This is a genomic window from Nocardia sp. NPDC003482, from assembly GCF_053588115.1.
The window spans coordinates 81173-101862 of the sequence record NZ_JBSFPI010000023.1 but is presented as its reverse complement, the minus strand read 5'-3'; the positions used below and the strand labels follow the sequence as shown (position 1 = coordinate 101862).

At 65.9% G+C, this 20690-nt stretch carries 27 protein-coding genes and 1 pseudogene; 17 read left to right on the top strand and 11 right to left on the bottom strand.

Annotation, left to right across the window (positions count from 1 at the left end):
- Positions 1-34 precede the first annotated feature (34 nt).
- The gene (locus ACWDSJ_RS30465; protein WP_450035975.1) at positions 35-574 is read right to left on the bottom strand and encodes a MarR family winged helix-turn-helix transcriptional regulator; all 540 of its coding nucleotides are present in this window, start codon (positions 572-574) and stop codon (positions 35-37) included.
- Between the two features lie 86 nt (positions 575-660).
- On the opposite strand from ACWDSJ_RS30465, the gene ACWDSJ_RS30460 reads away from it, so the two are divergent.
- The 5 genes from ACWDSJ_RS30460 to ACWDSJ_RS30440 are packed head-to-tail and all read left to right on the top strand — an operon-like array spanning position 661 to position 2638.
- Positions 661-1386, top strand: coding sequence for an SDR family NAD(P)-dependent oxidoreductase (locus tag ACWDSJ_RS30460; RefSeq protein ID WP_450035973.1), 726 nt, complete (start codon positions 661-663; stop codon positions 1384-1386).
- 46 nt (positions 1387-1432) lie between these two features.
- On the top strand, positions 1433-1705 hold the full coding sequence (locus ACWDSJ_RS30455) for a type II toxin-antitoxin system Phd/YefM family antitoxin (protein WP_450035971.1): 273 nt from the start codon (positions 1433-1435) through the stop codon (positions 1703-1705).
- Entirely contained in the window at positions 1702-1965 is a 264-nt protein-coding gene (locus ACWDSJ_RS30450) for a type II toxin-antitoxin system RelE family toxin (RefSeq protein WP_450035970.1), read from the top strand. Before ACWDSJ_RS30455 ends, ACWDSJ_RS30450 begins: the two co-directional genes overlap by 4 nt.
- Positions 1952-2290 (top strand): ribbon-helix-helix domain-containing protein, encoded by a 339-nt coding sequence (locus tag ACWDSJ_RS30445; RefSeq protein WP_450035969.1) that lies wholly within the window; start codon positions 1952-1954, stop codon positions 2288-2290. Before ACWDSJ_RS30450 ends, ACWDSJ_RS30445 begins: the two co-directional genes overlap by 14 nt.
- Positions 2291-2638, top strand: coding sequence for a type II toxin-antitoxin system PemK/MazF family toxin (locus ACWDSJ_RS30440; RefSeq protein ID WP_450035968.1), 348 nt, complete (start codon positions 2291-2293; stop codon positions 2636-2638).
- Positions 2639-2709: 71 nt separating this feature from the next.
- Here ACWDSJ_RS30440 and ACWDSJ_RS30435 read toward each other — a convergent pair whose 3' ends face one another.
- On the bottom strand, positions 2710-3162 hold the full coding sequence (locus tag ACWDSJ_RS30435; protein ID WP_450035967.1) for a hypothetical protein: 453 nt from the start codon (positions 3160-3162) through the stop codon (positions 2710-2712).
- Positions 3163-3368: 206 nt separating this feature from the next.
- On the opposite strand from ACWDSJ_RS30435, the gene ACWDSJ_RS30430 reads away from it, so the two are divergent.
- On the top strand, positions 3369-3911 hold the full coding sequence (locus tag ACWDSJ_RS30430; protein WP_450035966.1) for an HD domain-containing protein: 543 nt from the start codon (positions 3369-3371) through the stop codon (positions 3909-3911).
- Positions 3912-4035: 124 nt separating this feature from the next.
- Here ACWDSJ_RS30430 and ACWDSJ_RS30425 read toward each other — a convergent pair whose 3' ends face one another.
- Entirely contained in the window at positions 4036-4728 is a 693-nt protein-coding gene (locus ACWDSJ_RS30425; protein ID WP_450035965.1) for a RibD family protein, read from the bottom strand.
- Positions 4710-6038: a helix-turn-helix domain-containing protein gene (locus ACWDSJ_RS30420; RefSeq protein ID WP_450035964.1), complete on the bottom strand. Its 1329-nt coding sequence runs from the start codon at positions 6036-6038 to the stop codon at positions 4710-4712. Before ACWDSJ_RS30420 ends, ACWDSJ_RS30425 begins: the two co-directional genes overlap by 19 nt.
- Before the next feature lie 216 nt (positions 6039-6254).
- Here ACWDSJ_RS30420 and ACWDSJ_RS30415 point away from each other — a divergent pair, with 216 nt between their 5' ends.
- From ACWDSJ_RS30415 to ACWDSJ_RS30405, 3 genes are read left to right on the top strand one after another with little or no spacing between them, the layout of a single operon-like run.
- The gene (locus tag ACWDSJ_RS30415) at positions 6255-6566 is read left to right on the top strand and encodes a hypothetical protein (protein ID WP_450035962.1); all 312 of its coding nucleotides are present in this window, start codon (positions 6255-6257) and stop codon (positions 6564-6566) included.
- 59 nt (positions 6567-6625) lie between these two features.
- Positions 6626-6823 carry a hypothetical protein gene (locus tag ACWDSJ_RS30410; RefSeq protein ID WP_450035961.1) on the top strand — a complete coding sequence of 66 codons (198 nt, stop codon included), beginning with the start codon at positions 6626-6628 and terminating at the stop codon, positions 6821-6823.
- Positions 6824-6849: 26 nt separating this feature from the next.
- Complete coding sequence (locus tag ACWDSJ_RS30405) at positions 6850-7737, top strand: Scr1 family TA system antitoxin-like transcriptional regulator (protein WP_450035959.1); 888 nt, start codon at positions 6850-6852, stop codon at positions 7735-7737.
- Between the two features lie 3 nt (positions 7738-7740).
- Here the strand turns inward: ACWDSJ_RS30405 and ACWDSJ_RS30400 are convergent, their stop codons facing one another.
- From ACWDSJ_RS30400 to ACWDSJ_RS30385, 4 genes are read right to left on the bottom strand one after another with little or no spacing between them, the layout of a single operon-like run.
- A complete protein-coding gene (locus ACWDSJ_RS30400) occupies positions 7741-8514 on the bottom strand; it encodes a DeoR/GlpR family DNA-binding transcription regulator (protein ID WP_450035957.1) in 774 nt (257 codons plus the stop codon).
- Positions 8511-9422 (bottom strand): carbohydrate ABC transporter permease, encoded by a 912-nt coding sequence (locus ACWDSJ_RS30395; RefSeq protein ID WP_450035956.1) that lies wholly within the window; start codon positions 9420-9422, stop codon positions 8511-8513. The genes ACWDSJ_RS30400 and ACWDSJ_RS30395 overlap by 4 nt, the downstream gene beginning before the upstream one ends.
- Positions 9419-10291, bottom strand: a complete 873-nt coding sequence (locus ACWDSJ_RS30390; RefSeq protein ID WP_387359303.1) for a carbohydrate ABC transporter permease — start codon at positions 10289-10291, stop codon at positions 9419-9421. Before ACWDSJ_RS30390 ends, ACWDSJ_RS30395 begins: the two co-directional genes overlap by 4 nt.
- Positions 10288-11532 (bottom strand): extracellular solute-binding protein, encoded by a 1245-nt coding sequence (locus tag ACWDSJ_RS30385; RefSeq protein ID WP_450035954.1) that lies wholly within the window; start codon positions 11530-11532, stop codon positions 10288-10290. Before ACWDSJ_RS30385 ends, ACWDSJ_RS30390 begins: the two co-directional genes overlap by 4 nt.
- A 118-nt stretch (positions 11533-11650) precedes the next feature.
- Here ACWDSJ_RS30385 and ACWDSJ_RS30380 point away from each other — a divergent pair, with 118 nt between their 5' ends.
- The 5 genes from ACWDSJ_RS30380 (at position 11651) to ACWDSJ_RS30360 (ending at position 16947) form a co-directional block, all read left to right on the top strand.
- The gene (locus ACWDSJ_RS30380) at positions 11651-12559 is read left to right on the top strand and encodes an SIS domain-containing protein (protein WP_450035953.1); all 909 of its coding nucleotides are present in this window, start codon (positions 11651-11653) and stop codon (positions 12557-12559) included.
- A 385-nt stretch (positions 12560-12944) separates the two neighbouring features.
- Entirely contained in the window at positions 12945-13841 is an 897-nt protein-coding gene (locus tag ACWDSJ_RS30375; RefSeq protein WP_450035951.1) for an ROK family protein, read from the top strand.
- Between the two features lie 190 nt (positions 13842-14031).
- Positions 14032-15183 carry an N-acetylglucosamine-6-phosphate deacetylase gene (locus ACWDSJ_RS30370; RefSeq protein WP_450035950.1) on the top strand — a complete coding sequence of 384 codons (1152 nt, stop codon included), beginning with the start codon at positions 14032-14034 and terminating at the stop codon, positions 15181-15183.
- Positions 15171-16112, top strand: coding sequence for a hexose kinase (locus ACWDSJ_RS30365; RefSeq protein ID WP_450035949.1), 942 nt, complete (start codon positions 15171-15173; stop codon positions 16110-16112). Before ACWDSJ_RS30370 ends, ACWDSJ_RS30365 begins: the two co-directional genes overlap by 13 nt.
- A gap of 10 nt (positions 16113-16122) precedes the next feature.
- A complete protein-coding gene (locus tag ACWDSJ_RS30360; protein WP_450035948.1) occupies positions 16123-16947 on the top strand; it encodes a class II fructose-bisphosphate aldolase in 825 nt (274 codons plus the stop codon).
- A 24-nt stretch (positions 16948-16971) separates the two neighbouring features.
- Here ACWDSJ_RS30360 and ACWDSJ_RS30355 read toward each other — a convergent pair whose 3' ends face one another.
- The 3 genes from ACWDSJ_RS30355 to ACWDSJ_RS30345 form a co-directional block, all read right to left on the bottom strand.
- Positions 16972-17316 (bottom strand): hypothetical protein, encoded by a 345-nt coding sequence (locus tag ACWDSJ_RS30355; protein WP_387359319.1) that lies wholly within the window; start codon positions 17314-17316, stop codon positions 16972-16974.
- A 48-nt stretch (positions 17317-17364) separates the two neighbouring features.
- Complete coding sequence (locus ACWDSJ_RS30350; protein ID WP_450035946.1) at positions 17365-17904, bottom strand: hypothetical protein; 540 nt, start codon at positions 17902-17904, stop codon at positions 17365-17367.
- 235 nt (positions 17905-18139) lie between these two features.
- Complete coding sequence (locus ACWDSJ_RS30345) at positions 18140-18373, bottom strand: hypothetical protein (protein WP_450035944.1); 234 nt, start codon at positions 18371-18373, stop codon at positions 18140-18142.
- 129 nt (positions 18374-18502) lie between these two features.
- On the opposite strand from ACWDSJ_RS30345, the gene ACWDSJ_RS30340 reads away from it, so the two are divergent.
- From ACWDSJ_RS30340 to ACWDSJ_RS30330, 3 genes and pseudogenes are all read left to right on the top strand, one after another.
- Complete coding sequence (locus ACWDSJ_RS30340) at positions 18503-18880, top strand: hypothetical protein (protein ID WP_450035943.1); 378 nt, start codon at positions 18503-18505, stop codon at positions 18878-18880.
- A gap of 66 nt (positions 18881-18946) precedes the next feature.
- Positions 18947-19726: pseudogene (locus tag ACWDSJ_RS30335) on the top strand (ABC transporter ATP-binding protein); the annotation flags it as partial.
- A gap of 206 nt (positions 19727-19932) precedes the next feature.
- Positions 19933-20682: an ABC transporter permease gene (locus ACWDSJ_RS30330; RefSeq protein ID WP_450035941.1), complete on the top strand. Its 750-nt coding sequence runs from the start codon at positions 19933-19935 to the stop codon at positions 20680-20682.
- Positions 20683-20690 lie beyond the last annotated feature (8 nt).

Below are 20690 nucleotides of genomic sequence, written 5' to 3'. Positions count from 1 at the left end.
CGGAATTCGATTCGGCCACTGTGATCTTGATCGTTCACGACATCGGGGTGTCGCCCACCTGTGAGATGCCACGATTCCCGGTGCGCGCCTGAACATCTCGCAGCAGCACCCGCAGCAGCTCGGCCAGCTCGTGCCGTTGCTCCGGGCTCAGGGTGTCGAGCAGCTCGAGTTCGCGATGCAGCACGGAATCGACCGTGCGCTCGACCAATTCGTGGCCCGCGTCGGTGAGTTCGACCCAGACGGTGCGATTCGCGGGGTCGGTGCGGCGGCGAACCAGCCCGTCGCGCTCGGCGCGGGCGACCCGCTGCGAGATCGCGCCCGGGGTGACGAGCGTGCGCTCGGCGAGCTGGCGGGTACTGAGCGTGTACGGGGGCGAACTGCGCCGCAGGACGCTGAGCAGATCCAGGGTCGCGGTGTCGACGCCCGCGCCCGCCAGCACCCGGCGGCGTTCCTCACCGAACAGCTTGGCCAGCTGCCACAGCCGCGTGACGACCCCGATCGAATCCGTCGGCGTCCCAGGACGTTCCCGCTGCCAGGCCGCCGCGATCTCATCGGCCCCGTCGGTGTGCTCCATCCGAACCCTCCGCTTGCGATTTAGACCTAAACGACTATCGTTGCTGTCGTACGTTTAGACCTAAACACCCTATCGGAGGCTCTCTGATGGCACGCACAGTCCTGGTCACCGGCGGCGGCACCGGCATCGGCTACGCCACCGCCGAACGCTTCGTCGCGGACGGTGACACGGTCTACCTCACCGGCCGCCGAACCGAGGTCCTGGAAAAGGCGGCCGCCACCCTCGGCCCCACCGCCCACCCCCTGACCTGCGACCACGCCGACCCCGAAGCCGTTGCCGCACTGGTCGACCGGCTGCCCGACCGCCTCGACGTCCTGGTCAACAACGCCGGCGGCAACACCGGCTTCGACCTCCCCGCGGCCGAGACCCTGACCGACCTCGCCCACCGCTGGTGGTCCAATCTCAACGCCAACCTCCTCAGCGCGGTGCTCACGGCCAACGCCGTCGCCGACCGCCTCCCCGAAGGCGGCTCGGTGATCAGCCTGGGCTCCATCGCGGCCCCCCAAGGCTCCGACTCCTACGGCGCCGCCAAGGCCGCCCTCGCCTCCTGGAACATCCACCTGGCCCGAACCCTCGGCCCACGCCGAATCACCGCCAATGTGGTCGCGCCGGGGTACATCGCGGATACGGAGTTCTTCCGGGACAAACTGACGGAGGAGCGGCGGAATACGTTGGTGGGCAACACATTAACGGGACGTCCCGGTGAACCGGCCGATATCGCCGAGACGGTGTATTTCCTGGCATCCCCGGGCGCTCGGCACATCACCGCCCAGACGATCTACGTCAACGGTGGCTCGTACGCGACGCACTGAAACCCATCCTCCCGGTGGCCGCCTCCGAACAACTAATATGTTGAACATGAGTACACACAGCCTGCGAGAACTCCGTGCTCAACTCGGCGCGGTGGTGCGGGGGGTGGCGGCCACTGGTGAGGAAGCGATCATCACCGACAGCGGCAGCGAAATCGCGGTCATCATCTCCATGGCCGACTATGAACGCCTTCACGAACACGCCGACCTCCTCGACGCCCTGCGGCTGCGCGACCTCCGCGGCGAACGGTTCAAGACGATGACCATGGGAGAAATGCTCGACTCCCTCGGCGTCGACCCCGCCGAGCTCCTCGCCTCGTGACCACGAGAACGCGCATCGAGTTCCACCCCGAGGTCCTGAAACAACTCCAACGCCTCCCCCGAGAGGCGTTCGGCACCGCCCTGCGCATGATCCTCGACCTGGCCGATGAGCCCCGCCCACCGGGTGTGAAGAAGATCGTGGGTAGCGCGAGCGATTGGCGAATTCGCTTCGGGCAGTACCGAATTGTGTACAGCATTGACGACGACGCGCGGGTGATCACGATCTTCATGGTGGCGAAGCGTTCGGATGCCTATCGGTGAGTGTGATAGCCACGGCAAGTCTTGTGCGCCACGTCGAACGGGCCTCGACCAACACGTAGTCTACCTCGGTAGGATGAGCGTTCCTACTACGGGTAGCATTGAGGGTGTGAAGTTGAGTGTCAGTCTGCCAGAAGAAGATGTGGCCCTACTCGACGAGGTAGCGCGAGAGCGGGGTCTCCCATCGCGTTCGGCGGCGTTGCAGGAGGCGATTCGCCTACTTCGCGAATCTGGGCTGTCGGATGCGTACGCTGCGGCTTGGTCCGAGTGGGAGACGTCCGAAGATCAAGAACTATGGGACGAGGCCACCGGCGACGGGTTGTCCTGAGTGCGGCGGGGAGAGATTCGGCTGGTCGATTTCGAACCTGTGCGGGGCGCCGAGACGAACAAACGTCGACCCGCCGTGATCGTGAGCAACGATCGCGCCAACGAGACAGCTCGGCAGTTGGGACGAGGCGTGATCACCGTCGTACCGATCACCAGCAACACCGCGCGGGTCTATCCGTTTCAGGTGTTCTTGAGCAAAGAGCTCTCCGGCATCAAGGTGAACTCGAAGGCGCAGGCCGAACAAGTACGCTCGATCGCCGTCGACCGTATCGGCCCGGCTCTGGGTCAACTGCCAGAAGTCGTTGTAGACGCGATCGATCGAGCCCTGCGTTTGCATCTCGATCTGTAGCGCGGTCAAGCCTCACGGAGCGTCGGCTCCCAGCCAGTCGAAGACGCCTGGGAGACGGCCCTCGTCGCGAATCACGTGCGCGCAGCGCCGTCCGGCCAGATCACCTCGACAGGTATCCCCTTCTCCCGCGCCAAGGCCACCACGCTCCCCGTGCCGCTGCGCTCACCGTCCTGCCCATCCCACACGGCGATCAATCGGTCACAGCTTCCGAGTACGGCCTCATTCGCCGCCTCATAAGCGTCGGCATGCGCCTCGTCGAAATCCATGACCCGAACCTCGGCGGCTCGCTGTACGAATTCATCGAACTTCGGCGCGTGGTCGGGCTTCACCTTCCGCTCCCGATAGTTCCGCGACGGGAGCACGACCTCGAGGCGGCCTCCAGAATCGAGGACGGCTTGGGCGAACACCGAATCCGCGCCGCGCGCAATGCAACTCACCCCGACGAGATCGGTGGCGTCTGCCCTGGGTAGTCTCCGCACGATCTCGTTGTACACGAGGGGCACCGTTTCGGCCGTGATGTTCATGTGCCCGGTCACGCCTATTCGCAATTTCCGATCCTCCTACACCATCACATCAACGAGGACACATCCGTTGGCGGCACTTGTCGAGCAGAGCTGTGGCGCCGGTCCCTGCCCATATGACCTGCATACCTGAAACCTCGTCCCCTCGGTCGGCGCTTAGGCCAGCGGAACAACGTGATCATGCGGGCCATCGTGCATACCGTGGACGTATGTCGACCGACCTCGTGAGCTGGGCAGCCGATCTCGCACGGCAACACCTCGCGCGCCTGCCTCGGCGGACGGCCCACGTCGAAGGGGTAGCTCGCCGGGCAGCCCTCGCGGCCGAGGTGGTGGACGATCCGGGGTTGCTCGTGGCGGCTGCTTGGCTGCACGATATCGGCTACGCGCCGCACCTGATTCGGACGGGTTTCCATCCCATTGACGGCGCTGAGTTCCTGCGAGAATCGGGCGCGCCGGAACGATTGTGCGCACTCGTGGCGCATCACTCGTGCGCCTGGGTCGAGGCGCGTAACCGACAGCTTCACATCGATGACTGGTCCGACGAATTCACGCCGCTGCGGGACGCTCTGTGGTGGGCCGACATGACCACGACAGCCGATGGTCGCGATACGACCTTCTCGGCCCGCTTGGCGGACATCCGCGAACGATACGGCGCGGAACACGTTGTCGCGCGGTCGATCAGGGAAGCAGAGTCCGCCTTGCGGGAGGCTGTGCGACGGACCGAAGAACGGATCGTTCCTCACATGAAGTAGGGTCTGCCGCCGCTCGGCCAGTGGTCCGTAGGATTCCCGCCTGGCTGCTGTGGACAACTCCGATGTCCCGTCGTACATGCGAGCACACCGTAGTCGCCGCGATACTCATGGGGCCGGTCACGGCCTACTCCGCGCTCTCCTCCTTCGGAAAGTACCGCAATAACACGACATCACCGATCCGTGTGGTGTCCACCAACCGCATCCGACGCCGCGTACCACCCGGAAACTCCGCTGGATTCACGAATCGCGGCGCATCGGCTTGGCCGATCAGGAGAGGTGCAATGGCGACGTGGAGTTCGTCCGCGAGACCGGCGGAAAGCACCGCGGTGTGGATGCTGGTGCCCCCTTCGATCATGAGCCGAGCGATACCTCGCTGCCCCAGATCGTCCAGCAGAGAACCGAATTCGACGTTCTCCCCGAGCGAGACCACGGTCGCCAATTCGCCGAGACGATCGCGCAGCGCCTTCGCCCCGGTATCGGTGGTGTAGACGATCGGCCGCCGGTCCTCGACCCCGTGATGCCAGAACTTGGCCTCCGGATCGAGCTCTCCCGACGCGGAGACGACGACCTTCTGCAAATGAGCCGGTTTACCCGCGGCCACCCGAGCCGAAAGCCGAGCCTCGCTCTTGATGATCAGCCGCGGATTGTCCCGCCGAAGCGTCTCGGCCCCAATGAGAATCGCATCGCACTCGGCCCGCACCTGATCCACCCGGTCGAAGTCCTCGGGGTTGGAGAGGTTGAGCCGCTCGGGCACCAGGTCGTCGATGTAGCCGTCGACGCTGACGGCTACGGACAGGACTACGTATGGTCGGGGCATCCCAAGTCCTTCCATTCCTGATACGCAGTGACGAACTCGTCGACACCAGGTTCCTTGCTACCGGGGTCTACGGCTCTCCTCAGCTCTCCCACCTTCGCCATGATCCGACCGGACTCGGTGCCCAACCCTATGCGCAACGCCTCGAGGCCGAGCCGGACAGCCGGCTCCATATCTCCCGTCCGCATGTGTGCGACAGCCGTGCGGGCCACATAGAGCCCCCGGTCTCGTGGGTAGCCCGCTTGCATTCTGGCGGTTGCGTCCGCGAACAAGACTGTGGCGGAACGAGTTTCGCCAATTTCGGCGAGGCTGAATGCTTGATAGGCGTCGATGTACGAGTGGTCGAGAAAGAAGCCCCACACTGGATCCGCTTCCGCCCTGTTGACCATAGATCGTGCCTTATCGTAACTGCGCGCACTGGCGCTCCTGTCGCCCGCCAAAGCCTCGGCGTGCGCACAGAAGGTGACGGCGGCCGCCGCGAAGAGGGAATTCGGCGGTGCCGTCCGTCGCGCTCCCTCGGCGAATGCCTTTCCTCCGGTGAAATCATCCATATCGCAGGCCAATTGGCTCATTCGCACCAGGGACAGCCCGATGCAGTAGTCGTCTCCCAGTTGGTGTGACCACGCCAGCGCCTTCTCCGCCCAATGCCGAGATTGCGAGAACATCCGCTGATCCTGGAACTGCCAGGCGGCGGTTTCGGCATACATCACGAGCAGTCGGAGAAGGGCCTGCGCGTCGACGGTCTTGGCGAGACGCAGGGCCTGCATCCGTTGAATCGCCGTAAGTACCTCGGGCAGAGTGTGTCTGGCTCCGTACAGATTGTCGGATTCGATGATCGTCATCCGCTTGTCCGTGAAGTGCCGAATGTGGTCCACCTTCGTGTCGGCGAAGACCGCGGCCAAGGGTTGGGAGGACAGAGTCGCACCGGCCACTCCGGCGCCGATGCCGAGGACGAAATCGCGGCGCGGGACCGGCACCAGCACCACCTCTCCCGTGACGGTTCGTTTCGGCACCCACACACTCTCGCTGTCGATGCCGGAGCCGAGCAGCGCATCGAGCTCGTGCGCGGTCTCCACCTTCACGGTAGCCGGACCATTGAGAATCGACCAGAACCGCTCCACCACAACGGGATCGGACTGTCGCAACTTGTGATCCATCCGCAAGGCGTAGCGCGGGGTGAGCCGGATGCTCTCCTTGCGGCGCTCCCACTTCTTCACAGCCTCGACCGATACTCCGGCCCACGCCGCGAATCTCTCCTGTCCGAGCCGGGTGGCTTCCCGCAGGGCAGCTGCTTCGCGGCCGGTCCATTTCATGCAGGCATTCATCCGTTGAGCCCCCGATCAACAGGTTGAGTGCACCGAGAGTACCTCTTCGGTACCCCGCTGGTGCCTGGTCCGAACAAGCCGAACACGGAATCGTCGAAATGGTACATAGCGCAGCCCGTCTCGAATCGCCGAAAGGAAGACATGGAACCGACTGAGTATCACGTCCGGAATCGGCACGCGGCATGTTCGATCGGAGGAGAGGCCGTGTTGCTCGACCATTCCATCTCGGTAGAGCAAGCCCATCGAATCATGCGGCAACACCGAGCTTGCCGTGCTGTCTGGTGTCCGATGAAGGCAGCAGCGTTCGGCTGTCTCGTTCGTGCGGGCAGGATCGTGCCGCCCTCGCTTTCGCCACGTGAGCGGGCCGCTGCACGCGGAATAGTCTTCCCAGCCCTCGACGACGATTTTTCGGCACCGATGAGTCCGTATTTTCGAACATTGCTGAGGGTGCTGGAGAGACTCGCCGACGTCGAGGGAACGCACATCGTATCGTCGTTCATCGACGCGGGGAACTGATTCTCATGTGTGGTGCCGAGGCCAACTCCCCTCGATGCTCGGTAGCGGGAGAATTGGAGGTGACTTGGCGAGTCGAGCCCGACCGTCACCAGCTCACGATCATCTCGGTCCGCGACGTTTCGACAGGCGCCTTCGTGCTGTCCTTCACACCCGGCCACGAGCCCGATCTGGCCTTCTCACGTGAAAAGTGGCCGCGCTACGAAGCGGTGTGGAACGCGGTACGGCACGACTACTGGACTTCTTTTCATATCCCCTGAAACCCCTTCGAAAGCGAGGTATTCAAATGGTTGCCGAAGGTTCTACGCTCGCGCGACGTGCGCTGGGCCGAAAGTTGAATGAGCTCCGGGCAAAGGTCGAGATAAGTCAAGCGCGGGCTGCCAGCTTTCTCGGTATTTCTTCACAGACGATGGGCCGACTGGAGGAAGGGTTGTCGGTTCGGTCGGCCTCCGACCTGTATATGAATACGCTGTGCGATCGCTACCAGGTCTCCGATGCGACGCGGCGGCTGATTTTGGCTCTCGCGCACGAGGTGAGAGTCACCGCGAAGCAGGGGGGTGGATGGTGGCGTCCAAATCTGGACAGGAGTTCCGACCACTTCGATCATCTTCCAGTCCTGCAAGAGGCTGCTGATCGCTTGACGACATGGCATGTCATCCTCCTACCCGAGATTGTGCGGACAGTGGAATACCAGCGCGCAGTAGAGTGGACGAGATCACCCAATGTACCCACCGGTGAGATCGAGGAGCGGATCGAATACTGGACGCAACGGCAGCGGCGCTTGGACGATCCAGACTTCACCGTCGAGATCCTCTTGTCGGAGGCCGCGGTCCGCGAAGAACTGGGTGGAGCCGGGGTGATGGACGAGCAGCGGCGGTATCTGGCGGAGATCGGTGAGCGACCCAATATTTCGATTCGCGTGGTCCCCTTCAACGCCCGCAATCATATCGGAGCGGTTGTCGGATCCTTCTCGCTCATGCGATTTCCGCTTCTGTCCCAGACGAAGTTCATCGAACCACCGGTCGTCTATATCGAAGAGTATGTTGGTGAACTGTATTTGGAACGTTCGGAGGAAGTTCGCGGCTACGAGACAGTGCTGATGGAACTTCGAAGGGTCGCGCTGGACGAAAACGACTCCAGGAGAATGCTTTTGGGTCTGGTGCGCGGAGGGTGACCACTACACCAGATCCACCTGCACCCCCGCATCCCTGATAGCCGCAACAGATTCCGGATCGGCGGCCGTATCCATCACCAACACATCAATATCCCCAATAGGGCAAATCCGAGCCAACGCCGTCTTCTCCAACTTGTCGGCCGTGGCCACCGTGATCACCCGATCCGCTCTCCGTACCATCTCCGCATTGATCCCGGACTCGTCCAGATGACGCCCCTGCGCACCGCCCTCGGCCGTGATCGCGTTGACACCGAGAATGCAAGTGTCCAAACGCAATTCGGCCATGGCGCGCTCGGCCAACGGTCCGTGCAGCTCGTACGACTCCCGCCGCGCCTGCCCACCGATGCAAATCGTGCGCAGGTGCGGGCGGAGCACCATCTCTCCAGCGATATTCAAAGCGTTGGTCACGATGGTCAACTCCGCCAGGTCGGCGCGCCCGGCCAGGGCGCGCGCGACCGCGGTCGTGGTCGTCCCTCCGTTGATCCCGACCACCTCACCCGGATTCACCAGGCTCGCGGCGTGTTCCGCGATTCGCTGCTTGGCCGCGTCCGCGCCTCGATACCTGGCGGGCAGGTCGTAGGCGACCGACGTCGCCACGATGCCCCCATGCGTCCGCGTCGCCAACTGCTGATCGGCCAGCGCCGTGAAATCCCGCCGAACCGTCGCGGGCGACACCCCCAACCGCTCGGCGGCCTCCTCCACCGACAACCGCCCGCTGTCGGCGAGCAACTCCAGCAGCCGTGTCCAGCGCACGGAACGGTCTGTGGCGGAGGTCATTTGACGCTTCCGGCGGTGAGTCCGGCTACCAGGCGTTTCTCGATGAGGGCGAACAGGATCACTACGGGCACGATGCCGACGGTAGAGATGGCGAAGACATATTGCCAAGCCGTGTCGTATTGGCCGACGAACTTGGTGAGGGCGACCGAGAGCGGCTGGTTCTCGGGGGTGGTGAGGATCACCAGGCTGGCGGCGAATTCGTTCCAGCAGGAGACGAACGCGAAGATGGTCGCGGTGACGATGCCGGGCCAGACCAGCGGCAGGCTCACCCGGGTGAGGATCTGCAGGCGACTCAGGCCGTCGAGTTGGGCGGCCTCCTCGATCTCGACGGGGATCGAGGCGAAGAAGCTGTGCAGGATCCAGACCGCGAACGACAGGTTGAACGCGGCGTTCACCAGGATCATGGCCAGCCAGGTGTCGTTGATGCCGAGCGTGAAGAATTCCCGTAGCAAACCCGTAACCAGCACCACCGGCTGCAACATCTGGGTTACCAGCACCAGGCCGAGGAACGCGGCCTTGCCCGGAAAGCGCCGCCGCGCGGTGTAATACGCCGCGGGGATCGCCACCAGCAGGACCACCGCCGTCGCGCACACCGAGATGATCAGGGTGCTCACCAGATTGAACGGCAGCGGCGTCTCCGGCGTGTGCCACATGGTCGCGTAGTTACCGGGCCGCCACTGCTCGGGCAAATAGGTCGGCGGAATCCGTAGTATCTCCGCTCTCGGCTTGAGCGAGCCCAGCACCATGACGAGGTACGGGATCAGGAACAGTGCCGCCAGCACGACGCCGACCGCAGTCAGATCCCAGCGGCGCCGCGTCTTCCGTGACGAATGGCGCGGCGCCGCAACACTTTCCGCGACCAGCTCGTCGGCCGCCCGCTCGACGGTGACGGGATTGGATGCGGTCATCGCGCCTCCTCGCGCGCCGAGCGGGTGAGCCGCACATACACCGCGATGATCACCACGATCAGCACGAAGTTGAGCACGCTCATGGCCGCCGCCGTGGCGACCTGCTGGTTCTGCCGAATCAGCTTGAAGGTCAGGGTGGTCGTCGTATCCGCGTCGAAACCCGCGATGCTGCCGGTCAACACCTGCAGGATCGGCAGCGAATTGAACACGTTGATGATGTTGATGATCGTCGCCACCGCGATCGCCGGCCGCAACTGCGGCAGCGTCAGATGCCGGTAGCGCTGCCAGGCGCCCGCCCCGTCGACCCGGCCCGCCTCCTCGATCTCCGCTGGAATCCCTTGCAGCCCAGCGAGAATCGTGTACGTCGTGAACGGCACCGAGACGAACACCGCCACCCCGATCGCCACCAGGAACGCCGGACCCGCCTGTTTGGTGAACCCGAAACCCCGGTCCAGCACGCCGATGTCGACGAGGAACCGGTTCGCGATGCCCACATCCGGGTCCAGCAGGTAGGCGAAGATCGTCGTCGTCATCACCACCGACGCCGCCCACGGCACCAGGATCGCCAGCCGCACCAGCGTGCGCCCCGGGAAATCCTTGTTCAGGAACTGCGCCAGCGCCGCCGAGAACACCAACGTCAGCAGCACGACCGCGACCACCCACACGACGGTGTGCAGCAGAATCGAGCCCAACTCGTCGATGGCGAACAGCTTGCGGAAGTTCGCCAGCCCGGCCGGGCCGCGATCCTGCCCGTACGGGCTCAGATCGCGGGTGCTGGTCCACACCATGTACCCGGCCGGGAAGGCGACGACGCCGGCAATCAGCACCAGTACCGGGCCGATCCACGGCAGCGCGCGCAGCGCTCTCAACTCGCCGCCTGCTGGATCTTGCCCAGCACCGCGCCCGGATCGGCGCCCTGGGCGACCGTACCCATCTGTTGGCGGATTGCGCCTTGAGCCGCACCCCACTTGGGGTTGTTGCTCGGGTAGAACCGCGCCGCGGGCAGCGTCGCCCCGAACGCCTTGGTGACCGGATCCTCGGCGAGCGCCTGCGCGCCACTGTTGGTGATCGGGATGAAATGTTCGGCCTTCACGAAGTCGGCGTAGACCTGCGGGGAGTAGAAGTAGGTCAGGAACTTCTTGATCGCGGCCTGCTTCTTGCCGTCCTTCTTGAACGCCATCAGATGATCGGCCACGCCGAGCGTGACATGCTCACCGGTCTTGGTCGGCGACGGCGCGGTCGCGTACTTCAGGCCCGGATTCTTCTGCGCGATCTGGCCGATGGTCGGGGGCAGGCCCTCGATCATGCCGATCTTGCCCTGGATGAACGCGTTGATGACGTCGGCGCGGTTGGTCGCGCCCGGATTCGATTGCGTCGCACCGGATTCGGCGAGTGCCTTCATCGCCTGCACGCCCTCGCGGTTCTGCGGGGTATCGACGGTGATCTTGTCGCCGTCGGACCAGTTGCCGCCCGCGCCGAAGGTCCAGATCGAGGTCTCGCCCTGCGCCTCCTCGCTGCCCAGCGGCAGGCCGTAGCCGGAGACGCCGCCGCCCAGCGCCTGGATCTTCTTGGCGTCGTCGGTCAGCTCGGCCCAGGTCTTGGGCGGGGCGTCGATCCCGGCGCGGGTGAACAGGTCGGTGTTGAAGAACAGGGTGCGGGTGGAGGCGAAAAGCGGTAGCGCCCACTGGGTTTCGTTGATGGAGGCGTTCTTGGCGAAGCCCGGCTGGATGTCGGTGAGCACCGACTGCTCGACGATGTCGGTCGCCGGATACAGCTTGCCGTCGGTCGCGAAGCTCGAGTACGCGTCGATATTGAGGATGTCCGGCGTGGTGGAGTCGCTCTGCAACTTGGTGCGCACCACGTCGTTGATCGAATCCCAGGACTCCGTCTGCAGATTGACCTTGATGTCCGGATTCTGCTTCTGGAAGTCGGAGATGATCTTGTCCCATTCCGACTTGGTGCCGTCGCTGTAGACCGGGGCCAGGAAGGACAGGGAGTTGGGGTCGGCGTCGTCGGACTTCGAGCCGCCGAACCCGCAGGAGGACACCGCCAATGCCAGGCCGGTGAGCAGCGCGAACGACGAAAGAGCGCCGCGGAGTGGACGTTTCACGAGCGAGACCTTTCAATGAACAATCCGTTTGAAAGGAATGTAGCGCCTGGAGTGATCGAATGTGACCGTTTTGGTTGTTAAGTTGACATGAACGATCATTCGGGTTGATCCTGGGGACGTGCCGACCTCTGCTGACCGCATCCCCGAAACCCACCTGGCCGCCGAGGTGGCCACCCAGCCCGACGACTGGACCCGGGCCGCGACCGTCGCCGCCGAGCACGCCACGCTCCTGCCGCGTCCCGGCGAGCGGGTCGCCGTCATCGGCTGTGGTACCTCGCTTTTCATGTCCCGTGCCATTGCCGAGCTACGGGAATCGTCCGGGCAGGGACTCACCGACGCCTGGCCTGCCAGCGCGGTCCGCGACCGCGAGTACGACCGGTATCTGGTGATCTGCCGTTCCGGCACCACCACGGAGGTGGTGGACGCCATGCGCGCGATCCCCGCCGGGGTGCCGCGCACGGTGATCTGTTCGAGCCCCGGCACGCCGGTGCTGGAGCTGGGCGATCCGATCCTCATCGACGACGTGGATGAGCGCTCGGTGGTCCAGACCCGTTTCGCCACAACGACTTTGGCGATCCTGCGGTGGCATCTGGGTGAGGATCTGTCCCCGGCCGTGGCCCAGGCGCGGGAGGTGCTCGCCGAGGATCCGGCCGTCGCCCTCGCCGACGTCCGGCATGCCCAGCAGATCACCTTCGTGGGCCTGGGATTCGCCGCGGCCATTGCCGAGGAGGCCGGGCTCAAGCTGCGGGAATCCTGCCAATCGTGGGCGGAGAGCTATTTGGCTACGGAATATCGGCACGGGCCGATCAGCATTGCCGCGCCGGGGCGGGCGGTGTGGGCATTCGGGTCGGTGGATCCTTCGCTGGCGCAGGAGGTTCGGGCTGCGGGGGCGCATTTCGAGCGGCGCGATATCGATCCGATGGCCGATCTTGTCCGGTTGCATCGGTTGTGTGTGTTGCGGTCGGCGGATCTGGGGTTGGATCCGGATCATCCGCGCGGGTTGAACCGGTCGGTGATCCTCGAGTGACGGGGCGGTGGTGAGCGCCGTGGGTGGGGAAGGGCGTGGGCGGGCGGGTCGGCGGGGTGTCGGTTCGGCGGGGGGTGGTGGTCGGGTAACGGATGGCTCGGGTGGAGGTCGAGGTCGGGTCGGTGGTGGTCGGGTAGCGGATGATTCGGCTGGGGCTCGGGATCGGGCCGGTGGTGGTCGAGTAACGGATGATTCGGCTGGGGCTCGAGGTCGGGCCGGTGGTGGTCGGGTAGCGGGTGATTCGGCTGGGGCTCGGGATCGGGCCGGTGGTGGTCGGGTAGCGGGTGATTCGGCTGGAGCTCGAGGTCGGGCCGGTGGCGGGGCGACTGGGGGATCGGTCGGTGACGCTTGGGCGAGCGGGGACGAGGTTGCCGGGGACGGGTTGGTGCTGGCTGTCGACGTCGGGGGGACGACGATCAAAGGGGAGATCACGAATTCCGCTGGGGCCGTGTTGTATTCGGGGACGGTGGCGACTCCGCGCGGGGCGGCGGCGTTCGATGCCGTGGGTGATCTCGGGGCGGCGTTGCTGTCCGGTGTGTCGGCCGAACACGGGCCGGTGGTGCGGGCGGCGGTGGTGTTGCCGGGCATTGTCGATCCCGAGCGGGGGCTGGCGGTGTTCAGCAGCAATGTGGGATGGCGGGATGTGTTGGTGGGGAACCGCTTTCGGGATCGGTGGGGGATGCCGGTGTTGATCGAGCACGACGTGGCGGTGGCGGGGTGGGCGGAGTGGCGGTTCGGGGCGGGGCGGGGGTTCGACGATGTGTGCGTGGTCATTCTCGGGACGGGGATCAGTGGGACGTTGTCCGTCGATGGGCGACTCGTGCGCGGGGCGGCGGGGCAGGCGGGCGAGTACGGGCACATTCCCGTGCGTCATCGGGACGGATTGCCTTGTCCCTGCGGCAGTTTCGGCTGTGTGGAGACCGTGGCCTCGGGAGCGGCCATCGCTCGGGCGTATACCGCTCGCACCGGTCGGACCGTGTCGGGAGCGGAGGCCGTCTTCGCGGTCCTCGACGCCGATCCCGATGCCCGCGCGGTGGTCGACGACGCGGTGGACGCACTGGCCGAGGGGCTGTTAGGGGTGATTCACGCGTCCTGCCCGAGTGTGGTCGTGCTCGGCGGCGGGCTGGCGGGGGCGGGGGCCGTGCTGGTCGACGCGGTGCAGGAGCGGTTCGATCGGCTGGTGCGGGTGGCGGGGGTGCCTCGGGTGGTACTGGGGGAGTACGGGGCTCGTGCGGGTTTGGTGGGAGCGGCGCGGTATGCGCGGTTGGGAAGGTTGGTATGAGGGGCATTCGCTCGCGTGCCGGTTCGTTCGCCCGGGGCGATGTCACCTGGAGGTCGCGCTTGTGCCCGGAGGAATTTCCGGCCCGGGGTTTACGGCCTTGCTCGCGTCGGGACGCTCTCGGGTCATGCGTTCCGTGGTCGGTCGGGCAAGCTTGCGGCCGGAGATCGGGAAGAGCGGAAGGTGGGTGGGTGTGAACGAGCTGGTGCTTCGAGGGCGGATCGTCACCGGGGGCAGGGTCGTCGATGACGGTGTGGTGACAGTTCGTGGGCAGCGGGTTGTCGCCGTGCAGGCGCTGGCGGAGTGGGCCGCGGGGCGGGCGGGCTCGGAGATTCCACCGTTTCTCGGGACCGTCCTGCCGGGTCTGGTCGATATTCACAACCACGGTGGTTTCGGTTCTCGATTCGATACCCGGGATCCGGAGGAGGCGCGGGCGGCGGCGCGATTTCACCATCGGGAGGGGACCACCAGCGTGGTGGCGAGCGTGGTGACCGGGCCGGGGGACGAGATGGTGGCTCAGGTTCGGGTGCTGGCGGAAGTCGTTGCGAGCGGGGATGTTTCGGCAATTCATGCCGAAGGGCCGTTTCTCTCGGTGGCGCGGTGCGGGGCGCAGGATCCGCGGTTTCTGATCGATCCCGACATCGGGTTGATCGAACGGTTGTTGGCCGCGGGGGACGGCGCGGTGCGGATGATGACATTGGCGCCGGAGCGCGCGGGGTTCGGCGAGGCGGTACGGGTGTTGTCCGGGAATGGTGTGGTCGTCGCGTTGGGACACAGCGACGCGTCCTACGCCGAGTTTCGTGCGGCGTTGCGGCCGGACGGACCGGGCGCCGTCGTCACCCATCTGGCCAATGGCATGCCACCGATGCATCATCGCGCTCCGGGACCGGCGGCCGCTGGGCTGGTCGCCGCCGCCGACTCGGACGTGTATGTCGAACTGATCGGCGACGGTGTCCACGTCGATGCGGGCTTCGGCGCCCTGGCCTTCGCCACCGCGCGCGGACGCGTCGCGCTCATTACCGACGCCATGCAGGCCGCGGGCCTCCCCGACGGCGACTACCGATTGGGTACGCAACAAGTACGGGTCGAGAACGGGACCGCCCGCATCGCCAACGGCTCGATCGCGGGCGGCACCTCGACGCTGCTGCGCTGCCTGCGCTGGGCCGTGCGGGAATGCGGTGTGCCGCTCGTGGACGCGGTGCGCGCGGCGACGGCGACGCCCGCCGCGGCACTCGGTCTGACCGATGTGGGCGATTTGCGGCCCGGCATGTTCGCCGATGCGGTAGTGGTGGACGACCAACTGGGGTTGCGTCGTGTGCTACGTCAGGGACAGTGGTTGACGTGATCCTCACCGTCACCATGAACCCGGCCTACGACATGACCTACCGCGTGGAACAGTTCGAACGCGGAAAGGTTCACCGGGTGCTCTCGGTCGAACAACGTATCGGGGGCAAGGGCATCAATGTCGCCCGGGTGCTCAATCAGCTCGGAAGGTACGCGCGCGCAACGGGTTTCGCCGATTTCACCTTCGCCGCGGCCGCCGAGCTGGAACTGCCCGTCGACTTCGTGCACGCGCTGCCCTGGGTGCGCCGCACGCTCGTGATCAGCGAATCCGACGACGGCACGGCGACCTCGCTGTGGGAACCCGGTGCGCGGGTGAGCGATCCGTACGCGGTGGATCAACTCATGGTCCGGGTCAACGGGCTGCTGCCCGACACGAACGGCATGGTGGTGTCGGGCTCGCTGCCCGGCGGGGTCGGTCCGCAGGTGCCCGCCAAGCTGGCGCGCGCCGCGCTGGCCGCCGGGGTGCCGACCATCTGCGACGTCGACGGCCGGGCGCTGGAGCTGGCGTCGGAGGTGCCCGGGGTGGTGCTGATGCCCAATCGCGATGAGCTGCACCAACTCACCGGCGTCGCGGCCGACACGCCCGAACAGGTGGTCGCCGCGGTACGGCCGCTGCTCGAGCGCGGAGTGCGCGCGGTGGTCGCGACCCGCGGCGGCGCGGGCATGGTCGCGGTCACGGCCGACCGCGCCTGGTCGGCCTCGATCCCCGAACCCATGGCCGGAAACCCCACGGGCGCGGGCGACGCCGCGGCCGCCGCCGTCATCGGCGCCCTGGCCGCCGACGACAAACCCGACTGGCCGCGGTTACTGATCGACGCCGTAGCCACCTCCGCCGCGGCCGTGGTCATCCCCGTCGCCGGCGAGATCGACCGCACGGTACGGACCCGCCTGACTCCCACTGTCGTGATCACCGAATTGAGCATTACCTAGGAGAACTCGCATGACCCTGCTGCCTGTCCCCGACCTGATCGCCGCCGCTCGGCCCGGTGGTTTGGGGGCGTTCAATGTGATCGCACTCGAGCATGCGGAGGCGATTGCGGCGGCGGCTGAGTCGGTGAGAAGGCCTGCGGTGCTTCAGATTTCGCAGAATACGGTGCGGTACCACGGTTCGGTGAAGCCTTTGGTGCGGGCGTGCCTCGCGATTGCGGAGGATAGTTCGGCGCCGTTGGCGGTGCATTTGGATCACGCCACTGAGCGCGAGTTGATTGAGGCGGCCGTGGAATTGGGGATCACCTCGGTCATGTACGACGGTTCCGCGCTCGACTACGCCGAAAACGTCTCCAGCACAGCCGAAATCGTCCGCTGGTGCCATGAGCGCGACGTCTTCGTCGAGGCTGAACTCGGTGAGATCGGGGGGAAGGACGGCGCCCACGCCCCCTGGGTCCGTACCGACCCGGACGAAGCGGTCGCATTCGTCGCCGCGACGGGGGTCGACGCCTTGGCCGTGGCCGTCGGCTCCTCCCATGCCATGTCCACCCGAGATGCCCGCCTCGACGACGAGTTGATTGCGCGGCTGGCCGCGAAGGTTCCGGTTCCGTTGGTCCTGCACGGCTCGTCGGGTGTTCCCGACGAGGGCCTGCGCTCGGCGGTCGTGCACGGCATGACCAAGATCAATATCGCGACTCGGTTGAATATCGTTCTGGCGGAATCGGTTCGAGGGACGCTCGGCTCCGTCGATGGGTTGTCCGATCCGCGAAAGTACTTGGGGCCCGGACGATCCGCTGTCCGGGCCGAGGTCGAACGACTGCTCCGACTGCTCGTGTAGCTCCGGGGCGGAGGCAGGCCGGGATCAGTGGCCCGCATTCGCCCGTGGGTCTGTAGTCGACACGGCCCGAAACCCGCTCGCGTCGATCACGATAGCGGCCTGACCACCGATTGTGTCGAGTTCGTACAGCGACTCGGCCAGGTGGGTGGACATCAGCATCCGCCACTCCTCCCACGCATTCGCCTCGCCCGCGTCGGCGGCGACACCTCGGAAGTATTCGCGCAACGCTTCGTCGGTGATCATGAACGCCACGGGCGGGTCCAGCACCCTGCCCCGCCGCGCGACAAGAGTCAAAACGCCTTCGACGGAAGTGATTTGCAGCCCCATCGCCCGCCCGGCCTCGATCACCGATTCGATCAGCTCGGACACCGTCGGTTCGACCATAACCGGCCCTCTCTGATTGCGGGTCACCAGATCCTAGTCGTCGGGGTTGATGTGCTGGCAGCGTCCACCCGGAAACGCGGTGACGACGCGACCATCGGGGGCCACGATCACCGTCGGCTCCACGGTCTTCGCGATCTGACCGGTAGCTTTGTTGACCAGGTATATCTGACCCGAGTAGCACCAGGTTCCGTTGGGGCCCTGACCGCTGACCTCGGGTTGATCCAACGACTTCGCGATGGCCATATCGACCACCTGACGCCAGTTCACACCCTCGATGTCGGCAAGATTCGACCACTCCGGATTGTCGTAAACGTGGCGCTTATAGATGTGCCAGTATCCCCATCTTTCATTGCCGCACTTGAGAACCGCGTGGTTGGCGGTCTCGTTGTAATCCCGTACGACCTTGTCGGAATGGCTGTCGGCGGCAACTGCCGGGCAGGCACCCCAGGTCCTCGCCTGGTCGGGGCTCTTGGGATAGTCAGCCTGGGCTGGACCGGCGACGAGTCCCGCGAAGGCGAGACCGGCGATCAAAGCGGAAGCTGGTCTGATCGCCGCCATTACCAATGCTTTCATTGCCATTCCTGTCGTTCGACAGGGGAAGCTGTTCGACTGCAACGGATCCCCCCGTACTGCTACCTACAGTGGCTTTGACGCCTCTGAAGGCTCACTGGTTCCATCCGGGCCTGACGAGGTTCACCCCACGACCACGAACCCAGCCGCACCCCTTGTTCGGATCCGCACCCGTTTCGGGGGTCTATAAGGGGTGCGGATCCGAATAAAGGGTGCGGCTGGGTTCGTGTACCTGGGGTTAGGTGAAGATGATGCTGGCGACGTGGGTGGGATGGGATTGGTGGCCTGGGGGGAGGGGATGGGCGGGGCCTTCGCCGTCTTCCTCCGGGTGTAGCCAGGCTGTGGTGTCGGTGTTGTTGGTGAGGGGGGTGTTGGGCCAGAGTTGCACGTTGTAGGCGATGGTGTCGACTGGGTTGGTGAGGGTTTGGGGGGTGCCTTCGGTGTCGATGTAGGTGAACGTGCCTCGTGCCATTCTTGCTCCCTTCGGGATGGATTATCCCATGTCAGGGGTGGTTTTCGAGGGGGTGGGCGGGGGTCGGTGGGGAACTGTGACGGCGTGGTGGCGGGGTTGTTATCCGACCGGGCGGTACAGTTCGGGGTGATGTCCGAAGGTGAGGTCGGGGCTCAGCGGATGCCGGGGCCGGTGCGCGTGGCGCAGCTGGTGGCTTTGGGGATGGCTGGGATGGGGATCGTGTGTACGGCCTCGGCGGGGTGGTTGCTCGGGGGGAGGCTGGCGTTCGTGACGGGGCTCGCGTTCGTGCCCGCGTGGTTGCTGGGTGGGCTGGCGTTGGCGTTCGGGGCGGAGGGGGACAGCATTCGGGTGGCGGCGATTCTGCTGTCGGGGCTGAACATGTTGTGGACGATTCCGTCGATCACCGCAGGTCATCCGCCGGGGTGGCTGGGGCCCGCGGCCTCGTTGGTGATGATCGTGCTGCTGTTTCGGCGGTCGAGTCGGCGGTGGTTCGAACCGGGGTGGTAACGCGGCCGAAATATGGTGGGCCGATTCGCAATACCCGTGCAACCGGCTGCTCCTAGGGTGACCGATATGAGCAGTACTGAGGCCGCGGCGACCGGGATCCACATCAGCGGGCTCGCCAAGTCGTTCCGGGTCGGGCGGCGGACCGTGCGGGCGCTGGACTCGGTGGATCTGCACACCGAGCAGGGGGAGTTCCTGTCGCTGTTGGGGCCGTCGGGGTGCGGGAAGTCGACGGTGTTGCGCATTCTGGCCGGGCTCGAGACGCCGACGGCGGGGACCGCGCGCATCGATGGGGCGACCCCGGCGGAGCTGCGGCGGCGGCACGCGTTCGGCATCGCCTTCCAGGATTCGGCGCTGTTGCCGTGGCGGAGTGTGGAATCCAATATCCGGTTGCCCTTGCAGGTCGCGGGGCTGAAGGCCGAGCCCGGGCTGATCGCGGACCTGATCTCCCTCGTCGGGCTCGAGGGTTTCGAGAAGGCCAAACCCGCTCAGCTGAGCGGCGGTATGCGACAACGGGTTTCGATCGCCCGCGCGCTGGTGGTCAAGCCGACCGTGCTGCTGCTGGACGAACCGTTCGGCGCCCTCGACGACATGACCCGGCAGCGCCTCAATCTGGAGTTGCTGCGCATCTGGACCGAGAAGCCCGCCACCACGCTCATGGTCACCCACGGCATCGCCGAGGCGGTCTTCCTCTCCGATATCGTGGCCGTGATGAGCCCGCGCCCCGGCCGGGTGGTCGAGATGGTGAAGATCGACCTCCCCCGCCCCCGCACCCCGGAGATGATGCGCTCCCCGGAGTTCCACCGGCTGCACGACTACCTCTCGGAACTCCTGTTCGGCCGCGGCGGAAGCGGCGGCATCGAGGGAGAGGCCGAGCTGCTGGAGCACGGCGGCGGCAGCAACGAGAGGGTCGCGGAGCCGACCGGACGCGGCAGTGCGGGGGAGGCGGGATCGTTGGGAGACAGCGGTAACGGCGGCGATGAGGGGGAGGCGGAGTCGCGGGGTCGCGGCGACGGCGAGCTGGCGGGGCGGAGCGGCGAAGCGGGGGTGGAGCGGTGAAACGGTTGGTCGGAGCGTTGGGGATTCTGGCGCTGATCGTGTTGTGGTGGGCGCTGGCGGAATTGAGAGTCGCGGGTGGGACCGTCCCGGGGCCGTGGACGGTGGTGCACACGATGTACACCGACGGCTGGGCGCTGTACGGGCCGAATTTCCGGATCACCGCGTGGGGGGCGCTCAAGGGATTCGTCTGGGGTAACGGGCTGGCTATCGCGTTGGCCCTGTTGGTGATGTTGGTGCCGCCGATCGAATCGCTGGCGACGCAGTTGGCGATTCTGAGTTATTGCACGCCGTTGCTCGCGTTGGGGCCGATCATCCTGGTGGTGTTCGGGGGGCGCACGCCCACGGTGTTTCTCGCGGCGATGTACTGCTTCTTCACCACGATGGTGGGGACGGTCGCGGGGTTGCGGTCGGCGGATCGGACGAGTCTGGATCTGGTGCGAGCCTACGGGGGTGGGCGGTGGCAGCGGTTGTGGCGGGTGCAGGTGGTGGCCGCGGTGCCGAATACGTTGGCGGCGTTGAAGATCGCGGCGCCGTCGGCGGTGCTCGGGGCGATCATCGGGGAGTATCTCGGCGGGGTGGACAGCGGTATCGGGGTGGCGCTGACGGCGGCGCAGACCTCCTACAACGTGCCGCGCACCTGGGGGATGGCGTTGGCGGCGGCGGCGCTGGCGGGGCTCGGCTACGCCGTCGTGGCGCTGGTGGCGCGGTTGGTGGCGCCGTGGACGGGGCAGGGGGCGCGCTCGTGAACGCGCTG